Source organism: Paenibacillus taihuensis (assembly GCF_003386535.1).
Lineage (GTDB): Bacteria > Bacillota > Bacilli > Paenibacillales > Paenibacillaceae > Paenibacillus_Z > Paenibacillus_Z taihuensis.
The window spans coordinates 60,337-74,331 of record NZ_QTTN01000021.1; the positions used below are offsets into that span (position 1 = coordinate 60,337).

Consider the following 13,995-nt stretch of genomic DNA (forward strand, 5'->3'; position numbering starts at 1 on the left):
GAGAGGAGGGAGGTCATGAATGGTTTTTCGTTGCGCGGATGGGTCATTTCACTTCTGATTGGATTCATGGCTATCCTGGTATGCGGTATCATTGCGATCAGCTATTTCGTCTTCTTAAGCCAGCAGGAGCAGAAAGCACTCCAAACGAATGCGGAGATTGCTAGAAAGCTTGCAGACACGATGGATATCACATTAGCTGAAATGCAGCGCCAATTGAAAGCGATGGCAGCCAGAGTAGCAATCAATGCCGATCATACAAACCGAATTGAGCAGACGTTCTCCTTGCAGGAACAGAGCAATTTCTTCAATTCTGCCGCATACGCCGACGAGAACGGGCACTACGTGGCGAGCTATCCGAACATAAACATCGTGGGGAAGAAATCGTCCTTGAACGATGGTGCTTATAATTTGAGAGAGCCGTTTATTTCGCCGCCGTTCAGGGCGATAACAGGCAGGCTGGTCGTCGTCATGTCGGTTCCGGTCGTCAGTGATGACCGGAAGTTCCATGGGAATCTGATCGGCACCATCTATCTGGAGGGAGACAATATTTTCTCCCGTATGATTGGAGAGCAGAGCGGTGACGCAGATGCTACCTATCGCGTCATCGATAATGACGGGTATTTGCTGTACGATCCCGATCATGACCGTGTCGGGACCGATTCCCGGCAAGACAGCATTGCGCATCATTTTCTGGAGGGAGAAAGCGGGAGCGAGCGTGCTGTTCTAGCGGATGGTACGCACACGCTTGCGGGCTATGCTTCCATCACATCAACCGGCTGGGGAGTAACGTTGCAAACGCCCGATTCGGCGATCAAAGCATCGGCATTGGCGGGGGCATGGAGGTTGTTCTTATTTACCTTGCCTGTGCTCGTCAGCTTGCTTCTGCTTGCTAGATTCATAATTATCAAGCTATTCACCCCGCTCAAACAACTAGCGGCATACTCTTACTCGCTATCCGACGATGACGCTGTACTGGATTCCATTCAAACCATTCCAGCTTGGTATACGGAAATTGATCAAGTGAAAAGAACGATTGGTTATTATGCGGCCGCCCTTGAGCACGAAGTGTCCGAGCTGAAGAAGGAATCATTGACCGATAAGCTGACAGGCCTAGCGAACCGCAGACATATTGATCAAGTGATGCAGCAGTGGGTGGATCAAGGGAGAGCATTTGCCATCGCGATTCTCGATATTGATCATTTCAAGAAATTCAACGACCAATATGGGCACAGTCTTGGTGACAAAGCACTGCGCCGCGTTGCGGAAACACTGCAGCATATCGCAAGGGAAGAGGACCTATGTGGTCGTTACGGCGGCGAAGAGTTTATTATATTGCTCCCAGAGGCTGATACGGATACGGCGTCCATAGTGCTCGAGCAGCTTCACGCAGCGCTTAAGGAGACTCCAGTTGTTTCCGGCCGGCATGTTACCGTGTCGATCGGAGTTGGCCATTATCCGGAGCATGCTCGGACGCCTAAGGCGCTGTATGCGCTCACGGACGCCGCATTGTATCAAGCGAAGCACGAGGGACGTAACCGAACCGTGCAAATTGCCCAAAACTAACCATCTTTGCTGGATTGGCAGCAGGGTTACTAACAAAAATTTAACGATTAATTGTCAACTTTCTTAACAAGTACCTCCTATACTGAAGCTGATCTAACTCTATTTTGAACAGCGTCGAACAACTTGGAGGTTAAAATGGAGCCCACTAGTCATACGTCATTATCCGATTTTGACCATCTCGTTAAGCTAAATCTCATGAGAGAGAAAATGATTCAAGGACAACGGCATGTGCTCAAGCTCATTCTGAAGGGCGAGCCGCTGGGGCAAGTTCTTGATCATGTTATAGAAATTGTAGAGGACCTGATTCCGGGCTGGATCTGTTCCATCATGCTGCTCGACCAAGAGAAGAAGTCGCTGTATGTCATTGCGAACCGCAGCTTGCCGCAGCACTATGTGGATGCGGTGAACGGCAGCTTGATCGGAACGGCGGCCGGATCTTGCGGAACGGCGGCATACCGCAACGAAACGGTCATTGTCCACGACATTGCGCATCATCCGTACTGGGAGAAGGAGAAGGCAATCCCACTTGCTAATGGGCTGCGTTCTTGCTGGTCCTATCCACTGCGGTCATCGGATCAACAGGTGCATGGGACATTCGCGATCTACCAACATGTTACAGCTGCTCCTGGGGAAGTGGATGAGGAAGTCGTCATCACGTTCACGCGTCTCATTGAACTCGTGCTTGAGCAAACGAAATTGCGGCTTGAGAACATCCAGAATGAGCAGCGTTACAAATGTTTATTCGAGAACAATACGGATTCGGTGTGCTCATTCAATCTTGGCGGCTACTTTCTATCTGCGAACCAAGTGATGCTTGATATGCTCGGGTATACGCTAGAAGGCTTGCATTTGAGAACAGGCAGAAGCTTTGTTGTGGATGATGATGCTGCACAAGTGGCGAAGATGATTCATGATGCATACGGCGGCAGCTCGGTTAACGGGGATATCCGAATTATGAACCGATTCGGAAGAGTGATACCAATCAATATGACCTTGATACCGATTATTGTGAACGAGAAGATTGAAGGCCTCTTCGGCATTGCCAAAGATTTCACCCGAATTTATGAGCAGCAGGCGAAGATTCAGAGGCTTGCTTATTACGACTTATTGACGGGATTGCCGAATCGGCGCATGCTGATGGAACGTCTGTCCGAAGCGCTGACGGATGCGAGAGCGGCTGAACGTGAACGCACCGTGTCGCTTATCTATTTGGATATCGACCATTTCAAGGACGTCAACGATCGTTTCGGTCATCATGTAGGGGATGCGCTGCTGCAGCAGGTAGCGGAGCGGTTGAACGGTTGTATCGATCAAGATGAAATCGCAGCTCGAATGGGAGGCGATGAATTTACGATTCTTCTATCTGGAGAACATTCGGCAGATCGTGCGGTTGTGATCTCAGAGGCCGTGCTGAGAGCATTCGAGGAACCGCTTCAGCCCCATGGCGTCGTGCTGACTGTCACGCCGAGCATCGGCATTGCCACTTCACCGCAAGGCGGTTACGATGTCGATACACTAATACGGAATGCGGATACGGCGATGTACGCGGTCAAAACATCGGGTCGAAGGAATTACCATATCTATTAAAGCAAGTAAAGACCTTCCATTTGGGAGGTCTTTATTCTATTTGGTAGGTCATAATTCGATTCTCCTTACAATTTCTTCATTCTTCTCTGGAATCCGTTATTCCATTTATCTAATAGTTTGCTTACATCGGTTTCGGTACTATCTTAACATTTATCTCCTATTCTTAAGACACGTTGAAGACGAACAGGGGGATATCAGTTGAATTCAGTCCTAGCAAAAGCATCAGATATGTTTACATTCCGCAAGCTCCGCAATCGACTCCTTAGTGTGACGCTGCTCATCGTAATCGTTATTGTAGCGGCGATGTCGATCGCACTCTTCCTACCGAACCAATCGCTCTACCACGAGCAGATTAACAAGGAACTCGCACTGACAACGGCAACAATATCGGAGTCGTTCGATCAGGATTTGAATCGAGAGTTGACCAAGCTCGAGACGATGGCGAGGTTCGCTCAGCAGTTCGGCAATGACGCTTCCCGCCATTTGGAAGCCATTCAAGGACTTGTCTCGACGAATCCCGAGTTCTCGCAAGGGGCAACGTACTCGCTCGATCTCGAAGGCGCTCATGCGGTGTTGAATAGCGGGAAGCCGCTCGATCTATCTGGACGTGCTTACATACCTTTAATGAAGCAGGGCAAGTCTGCGATCGCTTCGCCAGCTTATTCGAAGGTGGATCCGACTTCGATTATCGTTCCGATTGCAGCGCCGCTGATGAAGGATGGAGCGGCATACGGCTTCTACTCCTCTGCGGTACCGATTGCGGAAGCTACGAAGATCATTCGCGATACGAGGATCGGCGAGACCGGGTATGCGGCGCTGCTGGATATGAACGGCAACTTCATCTCTTACCCGGATGAATCTTATATTATGAAGAAGAACATATCAGATATCGGAGTTCGTCAGTTGGCGCAGGCTTATGAGAATGCAAAAACAGGCAAGCCATCGAACTACTCTTTCGAGACAGCGGACGGTGTGAAGTCCATTGGTTATGCCTACGCAACAGAAACAGGCTTTGTTGTGATGCTGGCTGTTCCGGAGAAGGAAATGACTGCGCCGATCAGCCGTATGATGTCAACGACGCTGCTTGTTGCCGTCATTGCTTCGATCGCTGCGCTGGCGGCCATTATTGTTTTCTCGAATCGGTTGGTCAGACCGATTGTCTATATTACCGATGTCGTGAAGAAGCTGGCTACTGGAGACTTTAGGCCGCGAATTGCCGTTACGTCCAAGGATGAGCTGGGCACGCTTGCCGGCCATATGAATGAGATGCTGGACGGGTTATCGAGCATGATTGAACAAGTGTCGCGTGCTGCTGTCAATGTCTCGGCGACAGCGGATCAGATCTCGCTGAGCACCGATGAGGTGGCCAAGGGCAGCGTCGATCAAGCGACGCAGGCGAACAAGATGACGGAGCTGTTCGCCAGCCTGGATCAATCGATTAAGGCAGTTGCGCACGGCGCGAAGGAAGCGAAGCAGATTTCTGCCGAGACGGAGTCGATCGCGATTGAAGGCACGGACCGCATCAACATGACGCTTAGTCAGATGGATGAAGTAAATCGCCATATGGAGCAGCTGGAGAACGACTCGAAGCAGATCGGCGACATTATCTTCGTCATTAACGAGATTGCGGAGCAGACGAATTTGCTTGCGCTGAATGCAGCGATTGAAGCTGCGCGGGCGGGTGAGCAGGGCAGAGGCTTTGCCGTTGTAGCGGACGAAGTGCGTAAGCTCGCGGAACGCAGCGGCGATGCGACGAAGCAAATTGCGGACATCATCAAGGGTATGCAGAGAAGCGCTGTCAAGAGTGTTCAAGCTGTGGGCGATAGCGTCGTACAGTTCGCGCAAACACGCGATTCGTTCGGCGAGATTGTGGGCAACGTGAATAAGACAGCGAATAAAGTGGAAGAGATTTACCGCGAGAGCGAAGGTCAGGCGGAGCGCGCGAACGATGTGATGTATTCCATCAGCTCGGTGGCTGCAATTAGCGAGCAGTCGGCGGCAGCCGCGGAAGAAACGGCAGCATCGTCGATCGAGCTGTCCTCCATGGCGGGGCGGTTGAACGGATCAGTGGAACATTTCAAGTATAAGTAAGCTTAGCTTGGTTCAATGAAATAGGCAGCAGGGCTCCATGCACCCGGCTGCCTATTCTCTTTAACCTTCAATAATCGGCAAATAAATGCTAAAGCATGTCCCTTCGCCAACCTTGCTGCTAACCTCGATTTCCCCGTTCATCCCTTGAATCAGGCTGTAGGCGACCATCATGCCAAGTCCGGTCCCTTTCTCCTTCGTCGTGAAGAACGGTTTGCCTACACGCTTCAGCATCTCTGCATCCATACCAGTGCCGGTATCGGCAATCTCGATATGCGCGATGCCGTTGGCTGAGCCGGTACACGCAAGCCGCAACTCCCCGCCGCTCGGCATCGCTTCAATGCCGTTCTTGATCAGGTTGATCAGCGCCTGACGGAACTTCTTGGTGCTGCCGAAGATCTGAATGCCTTGCGCTTCATTCAGCAGCTGGAAGCGGATATCTCGGATGGTGGCGTAGGGAATCATCATCTTGGCAATATATTCGAGCTCGTCGTAGAGGAAGAACGGTACCGTTTCATCGATAACCGGCTTTGCGAAGCTCAAGTAATCCGTAATGATACCGGCTGCCCGGTCGAGCTCCTCGAGACTGATCTTGATATAATCTTTCTGTTTGTCGGTCGTTAATCCAGGCGTAGTCATCAGCTGCAGAAATCCCCGCGTAACGGAGAGCGGATTGCGCACTTCGTGGGAGATGCTGGCGGCAAGCTGGCTTACGGTGGAGAGATGCTCCACACGATTGATGTCATAACTAGAGGGCTCTTCGGCAAAATAAATCGGGAGCGATGATAGTTTCGTGTACGTCGTCAAATAAAAGGTTAGTGCTTGCGCTGGCTCGGCTTGAGGCACGAGCATGATGCGAAGTGGTGTAGGGGCTTGTCCATTTGCAGGCAGTTTCAAATCGAACAACTGAGCTTCGCCTAACGAAATCGCTTGCTGAATGTGTTTGTGAAGTACGGGCAAGTCCTCTTCTGCGAATAACGTATGTATGCGGGTACCAAGGAGTGACTGTAAAGGAGGACGTGCGAATGCTTGTACGGCAGCGGGATTGGCATAGTCGATGCAAGCTTCCAGATCAGTTGCGAGAATGGCCTCAGGGTGACGGTCGAATAGAATCGGATAAAGAAGTGAAGGGCTTCTTGGATTCATTTCTCTCACCTCAAGCAATTATTTAGTTGTCTCGTTTGTAAATAACTACCATTATGATAACATATGGCGAGCTTACCGTGAACTAATTAAGCTGCAGCATCGTTATTTGCGCCCGCCGGCGCCTGTGAACAGCTTCTTGACGAACCATACCGGACCTACGAGCAAGTAGATCGGATTGGAGAAGAAAGAAGGCTTCTTCCCTTCAAACGCATGGCCGATGAATTGCAGAATCCAGCCGAGTACGAATAGCAGGATCGCCCATTGCCAGCTGAAGATCAGAACTGGAATGGAGATGACGATCATCGGGATGCCGATCGTATGAGTCAGCTTGTTCATCGGATGCTGGTGATCCTCTTTATATTTTTGCAGAAATGATTTTTTAGCCATGCGTGTGTGCCGCCCCCTCTAGGTATCCTCATGCTGCGTATTGCTAACATCAGTATATTCGATAGCTTGCTGGCGCTTTCCTCCTTCAGCTCCGATATGCTATCGTTATAGCTAATAACAGGAAGAAGGCGAGGCATCAGCGAGATGAAAGTGCTGCTATTCGGAGCAACAGGCATGGTCGGTCAAAGCGTACTGCGAGAGTGTTTGCTCGATCCGGAGGTGGAGCAGGTGCTTGCCGTCGGCAGAAGCGAGACAAGCAAGTCGGATCCCAAGCTGACCCAGATCGTTCATTCGAATTTATTGGATCTATCGGCGATTGAAACGCAGCTATCGGGGTACGATGCCTGCTTATTCTGTCTCGGCGTCTCCTCGGCAGGCATGACAGAGGAGAAATATCGCGCCATTACATACGATCTGACACTTAGCGTTGCGAATACGTTGGTTCGCTTGAATCCTGGCATGACGTTCATCTATGTCACTGGAAGCGGGACGGACTCGACGGAGCAGGGACGCAGCATGTGGGCTAGAGTGAAAGGTAAGACGGAGAACGACTTATTGAAGCTGCCCTTCAAGGGAGCGTATATGTTTAGACCGGCCGCGATTATACCGAAGCATGGCATCAGGTCGAGGACAGGATGGTACATGCTGCTGTATGCGTTTATTCGGCCCTTCGCTCCGCTGCTCGAGCGTGCGTTTAAGAGTTCGGTCACGACATCGGATCAGTTAGGGCGCGCGATGTTGAAAGTAGCCAAGCACGGGTATTCGAAGCCGCATATCGAAAGCCGCGAGATCAATCAAATCTAATCGAATCGAATCGAATCGAGTTCAGTAACAAACGCGCAAACGCAGCCGATACCGACTGCGTTTTTTTGCATGCATGAAGACTTAAGACTCGATCTGTCCGTAATCTTTGACCTTTATATGCAGCGATACTTTGATTTTCGTCTTCGGATACACTTGCTCCCAGTTCAGCTGCTTCCACGCACTATAACTGCTCATGCTGTTACGCACGGCGATGCCGATCCCGAGCGAATCGGTTCCAAGCTGCTGCAATCGTTCCGCAATGGCTTGCAGCTCAGGCTGCAGCTGCTGTGTCAGCTGCTGTGTCAGCTTCAGCTGCTTAAGGACAGATTCGTGCTGAGGGATTCGGTGAAGGAATCCTGCGGACCGCTTATGACGGTCTCGGTATGGGCGGGGATTTAGCGATGAATGAGGTCGGAGCATTGCTCGAATGCTTGCATCGTTTGCGTCAGTAAGCTCGTATCCGCTCGTTCCGGTTTTTAGCGCATCTCACGATCCACTCCTTCGCTGCCTTAATCTGGATTAGTATGTGCAAAATAGTGCTGCCTGCATTCGTTTGACCTGCCTAAATCGTGGTAAACTAAGACCAGAATAGAGATTCAAAGGGTGGGAGTATGCGACTATTAAAATTTATGGTACCGCTGGCGATTGCGCTCTGCATCGCGGCGGCAGGGGCAATCTATGCTTCGTCGGCCAGCACGTCCAAGGTGAAAGAGATGGACGCGGAATGGGCGTTCACGCAGGCGAATCAGCAGCCGGATAAGCTGCTTATCAGCGTCATTAATGAGGCGACGAAGACGCTCGATATCGCGATCTACAGCTTGACAAAGCCGGACATCGTCGATGCGATCAAGCAGGCGAAGAAGCGCGGCGTAGCTGTGCGGGTTATTACCGACCGGATTCAATCGGGAGGCAAGACGCAAAAGGAAGCGCTCAAGCTGCTCGGCAGCGCCGGCATTCCGCTGAAGATCAACAAGCACAGCGGCTTGATGCATTTGAAGATGACGATTGTAGACGGGAAAACGGCGACGACAGGCTCGTTCAACTACTCGAAATCGGCGAGCACGGAGAACGATGAGATCCTCATGGTGCTGCGCAGCGAAGAGGTTGCACAGTCGTTCGCGTCTCAGTTCCAGGAGATGTGGGAAGATACAGGCGCGTTCGAGGCGATTACGCCGATTATTGCCGAAGATGCCGTCAAGGTGACGGGAGATGCGGAGTCTGACGAGGAGTCGGCAGTGCCGGCATCGCAGTCACCTAGTAAGTCGTCGTCCGGCGCATCCGTGACCGTGGCGTACAAGTGCTGCGCCGAAGTCCGCAAGGCGGGCAAAGCGCCGCTGCATAAAGGCGATCCGGGCTACAGCCGGAAGCTCGATGGAGACGGTGACGGGGTTGCTTGTGAAGTGAAATAACGATGAAGAGCTCGCGAAATGCGAGCTCTTTTTTCTTTTTATCTGGTGATCGTAATACTTCCGCCATGTTCGCTGCCGTAATTATACGCGATAATCAAGTTGTTCCCCACGAAGAGCGCTTGGCTTCAAAGCTGGAACTTCTGCAAAGTTCCGCAGTGCTTGGCACGTGTGCCGAAGTATGCTGAAGATCAAGCAGCGCCGGGAACTCCAATTATAACGAGGTTCGATTCCTCACTCGCCTGCTAAGCGATCTATGGTGTAGTCAACTTATTTCATCAGCATGAGGAACGTTCACGCCCGCTTGCCGGGCACGATGGAGATGAGCTTAGCAGCTCGCGGATACCGATTGGAGCGAGAGTACGCCGCGCAAAGCTGAAAGTGAAACGAGATTATTGATGAAGCTGCCTGCATTCGGGGCATGCGGCGCACAATCCGAACACTTGCGGCAGCAGCGTGCGCGGAAGCTTCATTCTTAAGCGCAGCTCCGTTCGTCAACTCTCGCGAGCGTTCCTGGCTTGATGAACCACATGGCCGAAGTATTTATGATCTCGATAGGGAGGTTTTTATAGATGTTCAAAACAATGATGATTCAGAACGACCAGCGCGGCCTGCTCTTCACGAAAGGCAGCTACACGCGTTATTTATTGCCAGGGACATACCGGTTCTCGATCTTCTCGGACGTAAAGGTGGAAGTGCTCAACGTGACGAAGCCGTTCGAGGTGCCGGGCAAAGATTTGCAGCTGTTCCTGCAGGATGAGCGATTGCGCGATGCACTTGAAGTGATTGATGTCCGTGACTCAGAGTACGTACTGCTGTACGAGGATGGAAAGTTCGCGAGACTGTGCAAGGCAGGCAAATATGCATTCTGGAAAGGGATCAAGGAGTACCGGGCAGTGCGAGTAAACTTGCTCGAGCCGGAGCTAGCTGCGGATATTGATCTGTCGATCTTGCCTAAACTCGGTAATATGGTTGTCCAAGTGTATGATGTCGCTGCAGAGGAAGCTGGCCTGTTGTACTATAACAACCAGCTCGTTCGCCGCCTTGCGCCGGGCAAATACTATTTCTGGCGCGGTCCGGTTGCTGTTGCGGTGAAGACGATCGATCTGCGCAGGCAGCAGCTGGATATGACGGGGCAAGAAATGCTGACGGAGGACAAAGTACCGCTGCGGCTGAACTTCGTCTGCCAATACCAAGTAACGGATCCGCTGCAAACGGTACGCATTCGATCGATGGAGGAGCAGATTTATGTAAGCCTGCAGCTCATCTTGCGTGAGTATGTCGGCACGCTGAAGCTGGATGACCTGCTGCGCATGAAGCATGAAATCGGTGCGTTCGTGCATAATCGTCTCAGTGAGCAGCAAGAGGAATACGGCGTGCAGTTTCTGTCCGCAGGGGTGAAGGATATTATTTTGCCCGGGGATGTGAAAGACATTCTGAACACGGTGCTCATTGCGGAGAAGCGTGCGCATGCGAACTTGATTACGCGCAGGGAAGAGACCGCGTCGACACGCAGCCTGCTGAACACCGCGAAGCTGATGGATGAGAACGCGACGCTGATGCGGCTGAAGGAGCTCGAGTATCTCGAGAAGATCTGCGAGAAGATCGGAACCATCTCACTCACGGGCAGCGGCGGCCTTCTGGAGCAGCTCAATACTTTGCTCAAGCCGAGAACGGATTGAACGCAAAAAAAGGTGGCATGAAGGACGGATACGAATCCGAGTTCCTTGTGCCACCTTTTTTATGCTGTGCCAAACGTCACTTTGCGAACCAAATACTCGATTTTGTCCATCATCTGAGTGTCATTAATCGAAGCGTAAATGTCCGGCTTAAACAGCTGGAGCTTCTTGATCTGATAGTAGTCGCTTATTGCACCACGCAGCGTCAAGTTATGCTTCATCAAGTACATCGGGTCGAGCAGATGTCGGAACATAAGCTCGTCCTCAAGAATCAGCAGCGTTGCATTGAGCGGATTCAGATAGCCCTCGGCCATTCCGCGCTCATAAAACTTGCGCAGCTTCTCATTCCGCTCGCTGATTGCGACTTCGATGGAAGCCATTAATTGCGGATAGATTTCGCGCAGATCTTTGAAGAAAATCTCGGTGCCATAATTGGCGATCAGCAGTGTCTGGCCGAACGTCGATTGGAAGCCTTGAATATAAGCTTCGCTGCTGCCTTCCGCAAGCGTAGCCTCGGAGCCTGAACCGACGACATACTTCACGAAGAGACTTGTCAGACGCTCTAAGATCTCGTCCCGGGAAGGGAAATATTTGTACAACGTCGCCTTCGACAGATCCATCGCCTTGGCAATATCGTCCATGCGCAAATTAGCGATGCCGTTCAACTTAATCGGGTGAAGAAGCTTCGCTGCGTATTTATTAAGAATAGATTCATCTGTATACCGGCAAATCGGTGTTTCGCTGCCTGTCGTTTCCATAGCGCTCACACTCACTTTCTTTGTTCACAGTATACACAATTAAAAAAAATAAATAAACCATTTGGTCAAACTAAACTAAATTTAGCTAAAGCAGTTTACTTTATCTGAGGTTTGATATATGATCATTTTTACATAAGCCCAACTGGGCAAATAGGATAGGAGTAGATGATCCAATGAGTACAACAACGACGGCCGCTCCGAACATTCGGTTCTGGCCGATTATGATCGCCATCTTCTTCGGCGCTTTTCTCAGCATTCTGGGCATCAGTACCATTAACGTGGCGCTCACGATTTTTATGCAAGATTTCCATACTTCACTCAGCACCGTTCAGTGGACGCTTACCGGCTTTATGCTCTCGCTCGGAACGATAGCGCCGCTAACCGGCTACCTGGGCGACAAGTTCGGTTACAAGAACGTGTACCTGTACGCGATGGTCGGCTTCGTCGCTTTCTCCTTGCTGTGCGGCTTCGCATGGGACATCAATTCCTTGATCGTCTTCCGTATTCTTCAGGGTCTGTTTACTGGTCTGGTCGTACCTGCGACGATGACGATTATTTTCCAAGTTATTCCTAAGGAGCGCCAACCATTCGCAGTAAGTATCTGGGGTTTGTCGGCGATGCTTGCTCCAGCGTTCGGTCCGACGCTAAGCGGCTGGCTCATTCAGCAGTTCAGCTGGAGATGGCTGTTCTTCATGAATATCCCAATCGGCATTATTGCGATCATTTTCATTATTGCCATGATCCCGAGCTACCGCATCGGCTCAGCGAAAAAGCTGGACCTGTGGGGACTCATCACGGTTGTACTTAGCAGCGCATCGCTGCTTGTCGGTCTTAGCCAGGGCCGCACATGGGGCTGGGATTCCGCGCGCGTTATCGGGCTGTTCGCTTTCGGCGCAGTCATGCTCGTGCTGTTCATTATCCGTGAGCTGATGGCGAAGGAACCGCTCTTGAATTTGCGCGTATTCGGCAACGCCCGTTTCTCGATTACGCTCGTAGCGAACACGATCATTACGATCAGCTTGTACTCCGGTACGCTGCTCGTGCCGCTCTTCCTGCAAAATGTTCAGCAAGAAACGCCGATGGACACGGGCTTAATCCTGCTGCCGGCTTCGCTTATTATGGCGCTTGCCATGCCAATGGCAGGGAAGCTCTATCCGATTCTCGGACCTCGCTTGATGACGATTGCAGGTCTTGTCCTGATTATCTTCGGCAGCTTCGAGCTGACGCATATGCATAATGACAGCTCTCATATGTACATCATCCTGTGGATGTCCATCCGTAACCTTGGCGTATCGTTCGCTGCTGCTGCAACAAGCACGGCGGGTATGGAAGAGATTCAGCCGACCATGGTCGGCCATGCATCATCTGTTACGAACTGGGTGCGTAACGTCGGCGGTTCGTTCGCCATCGCACTATTCACTTCGCTGCTCGCATCGCACACGCTGACGCATGTGGCGGAGCTGACGCAAGAGGGCAAAGAAAGCGCGAAGCTCATCCCGCTGTTCTCCTTCACGTTGAGCGTAAACGATGTATTCATGGTCGCTACCTACATTGCAGTTGCCGCGATTCCGTTCACACTGATCGTTGGCAAACGCAAAGCCCGCGCCGTTGCTGAATCGGTAGCCGCATAAGCTGCTTAATTTGAACAAAAAGCACTCCTGTCGCTGGACTTAGCTTAGTAGCTGAGGACGGCGATATGGAGTGCTTTTTCTGCGTTTACTTCTCATGTACGGGGTTCATTCTTGTACGCACGTGGACTTACTTGATGCCGCTTACGGAACTGGTTTGCAAAATGGTTATAGTTCTGAAACCCGACGTCGAGCGCAACCTCGGAAGGATGACGGTCCGTATGCTCGAGCAGCAGAGCGGCTTGGCGGATGCGCATGTCATTGAGCGTATCGACGATGGATGCCCCGGTCGATTCTTTGAACAGATGCGACAAGCGAGACGGAGACAAGCCGACTGCTTTCGCCAGCTCTTCGATCCGGATAGGCTCTTGCATGCGGGTCGCGAGCAAATGCTGAATCTCTTCAATGCGCGGATCAAGCTGCTTGGTCATTCGCTTGGCGAGCAGCAGAATAATGTGACGCATCGTATTCTCGCACAGCTCGTTCCAGTACATGCCGCGCTCAATGGAGTCGGAGACAAGGCTGCGGAATGCGCGAAAGAACCGCTTGCGCAAGGAATCGCTGTCGATCATATGGACAAGCAGCTTCTCATTTGGCAGCAAATTCGTCTCCATAATACGGGGGGAGAAGTGGGCCCAGATGAAATGCCACTGGCTCCCGCGGCGCGTCCCGTATTGATGCGGAACACCAGGCTGCATCAATGTAACTTCACCGGTTTGGCAAAATCGTTCCGCGCCATCGATGATAAAATACCCTTCGCCGCCGAGCGTGTACGTGATCAACCAGTCACTCATGCCTTGCGGACGCTTGATGACATAGTTGTCCGGATAGTTGAAATGATCAGCAATGACCGTGTTGCCGCCTTGCTCTTTGATGTATGAATACAGTTCGTCGCCCTTGGCATTCACCTTGCAGCACTCCCTTCACGATCGATGCATATAGGCTCATT

At 51.4% G+C, this 13,995-nt stretch carries 12 protein-coding genes; 7 read left to right on the forward strand and 5 right to left on the reverse strand.

The features are described 5' to 3' along the window. The first annotated feature begins 15 nt into the window (after nt 1-15). The 3 genes from A8990_RS17680 (at nt 16) to A8990_RS17690 (ending at nt 5,241) form a co-directional block, all read left to right on the forward strand. A complete protein-coding gene (locus tag A8990_RS17680; RefSeq protein WP_116190362.1) occupies nt 16-1,563 on the forward strand; it encodes a sensor domain-containing diguanylate cyclase in 1,548 nt (515 codons plus the stop codon). 135 nt (nt 1,564-1,698) lie between these two features. Further along, nucleotides 1,699-3,150, forward strand: coding sequence for a diguanylate cyclase domain-containing protein (locus A8990_RS17685; protein WP_116190363.1), 1,452 nt, complete (start codon nt 1,699-1,701; stop codon nt 3,148-3,150). 198 nt (nt 3,151-3,348) lie between these two features. Further along, nucleotides 3,349-5,241 (forward strand): methyl-accepting chemotaxis protein, encoded by a 1,893-nt coding sequence (locus A8990_RS17690; protein WP_116190364.1) that lies wholly within the window; start codon nt 3,349-3,351, stop codon nt 5,239-5,241. Between the two features lie 60 nt (nt 5,242-5,301). Here A8990_RS17690 and A8990_RS17695 read toward each other — a convergent pair whose 3' ends face one another. Together A8990_RS17695 and A8990_RS17700 are read right to left on the reverse strand one after the other, a co-directional pair. Then, entirely contained in the window at nt 5,302-6,384 is a 1,083-nt protein-coding gene (locus tag A8990_RS17695) for an ATP-binding protein (RefSeq protein WP_116190365.1), read from the reverse strand. Nucleotides 6,385-6,486: 102 nt separating this feature from the next. Next, nucleotides 6,487-6,771 (reverse strand): Mpo1-like protein, encoded by a 285-nt coding sequence (locus A8990_RS17700; RefSeq protein ID WP_116190366.1) that lies wholly within the window; start codon nt 6,769-6,771, stop codon nt 6,487-6,489. A gap of 144 nt (nt 6,772-6,915) precedes the next feature. On the opposite strand from A8990_RS17700, the gene A8990_RS17705 reads away from it, so the two are divergent. Further along, on the forward strand, nt 6,916-7,575 hold the full coding sequence (locus A8990_RS17705) for an NAD-dependent epimerase/dehydratase family protein (RefSeq protein ID WP_116190367.1): 660 nt from the start codon (nt 6,916-6,918) through the stop codon (nt 7,573-7,575). A gap of 81 nt (nt 7,576-7,656) precedes the next feature. On the opposite strand, the gene A8990_RS17710 is transcribed toward A8990_RS17705, so the two are convergent. Next, nucleotides 7,657-7,995 carry a Ger(x)C family spore germination C-terminal domain-containing protein gene (locus tag A8990_RS17710; RefSeq protein WP_116190368.1) on the reverse strand — a complete coding sequence of 113 codons (339 nt, stop codon included), beginning with the start codon at nt 7,993-7,995 and terminating at the stop codon, nt 7,657-7,659. Nucleotides 7,996-8,186: 191 nt separating this feature from the next. On the opposite strand from A8990_RS17710, the gene A8990_RS17715 reads away from it, so the two are divergent. Both A8990_RS17715 and A8990_RS17720 read left to right on the forward strand, forming a co-directional pair. Further along, a complete protein-coding gene (locus A8990_RS17715; RefSeq protein ID WP_116190369.1) occupies nt 8,187-8,984 on the forward strand; it encodes a phospholipase D-like domain-containing protein in 798 nt (265 codons plus the stop codon). A 569-nt stretch (nt 8,985-9,553) separates the two neighbouring features. After that, on the forward strand, nt 9,554-10,663 hold the full coding sequence (locus tag A8990_RS17720; protein ID WP_116190370.1) for a slipin family protein: 1,110 nt from the start codon (nt 9,554-9,556) through the stop codon (nt 10,661-10,663). Nucleotides 10,664-10,722: 59 nt separating this feature from the next. On the opposite strand, the gene A8990_RS17725 is transcribed toward A8990_RS17720, so the two are convergent. Then, entirely contained in the window at nt 10,723-11,418 is a 696-nt protein-coding gene (locus A8990_RS17725) for a TetR/AcrR family transcriptional regulator (protein ID WP_116190371.1), read from the reverse strand. A gap of 173 nt (nt 11,419-11,591) precedes the next feature. On the opposite strand from A8990_RS17725, the gene A8990_RS17730 reads away from it, so the two are divergent. Continuing rightward, nucleotides 11,592-13,049, forward strand: coding sequence for a DHA2 family efflux MFS transporter permease subunit (locus A8990_RS17730; RefSeq protein ID WP_116190372.1), 1,458 nt, complete (start codon nt 11,592-11,594; stop codon nt 13,047-13,049). Between the two features lie 92 nt (nt 13,050-13,141). Here A8990_RS17730 and A8990_RS17735 read toward each other — a convergent pair whose 3' ends face one another. Then, a complete protein-coding gene (locus tag A8990_RS17735) occupies nt 13,142-13,954 on the reverse strand; it encodes a helix-turn-helix domain-containing protein (RefSeq protein ID WP_245996081.1) in 813 nt (270 codons plus the stop codon). Between the last annotated feature and the right edge of the window lie 41 nt (nt 13,955-13,995).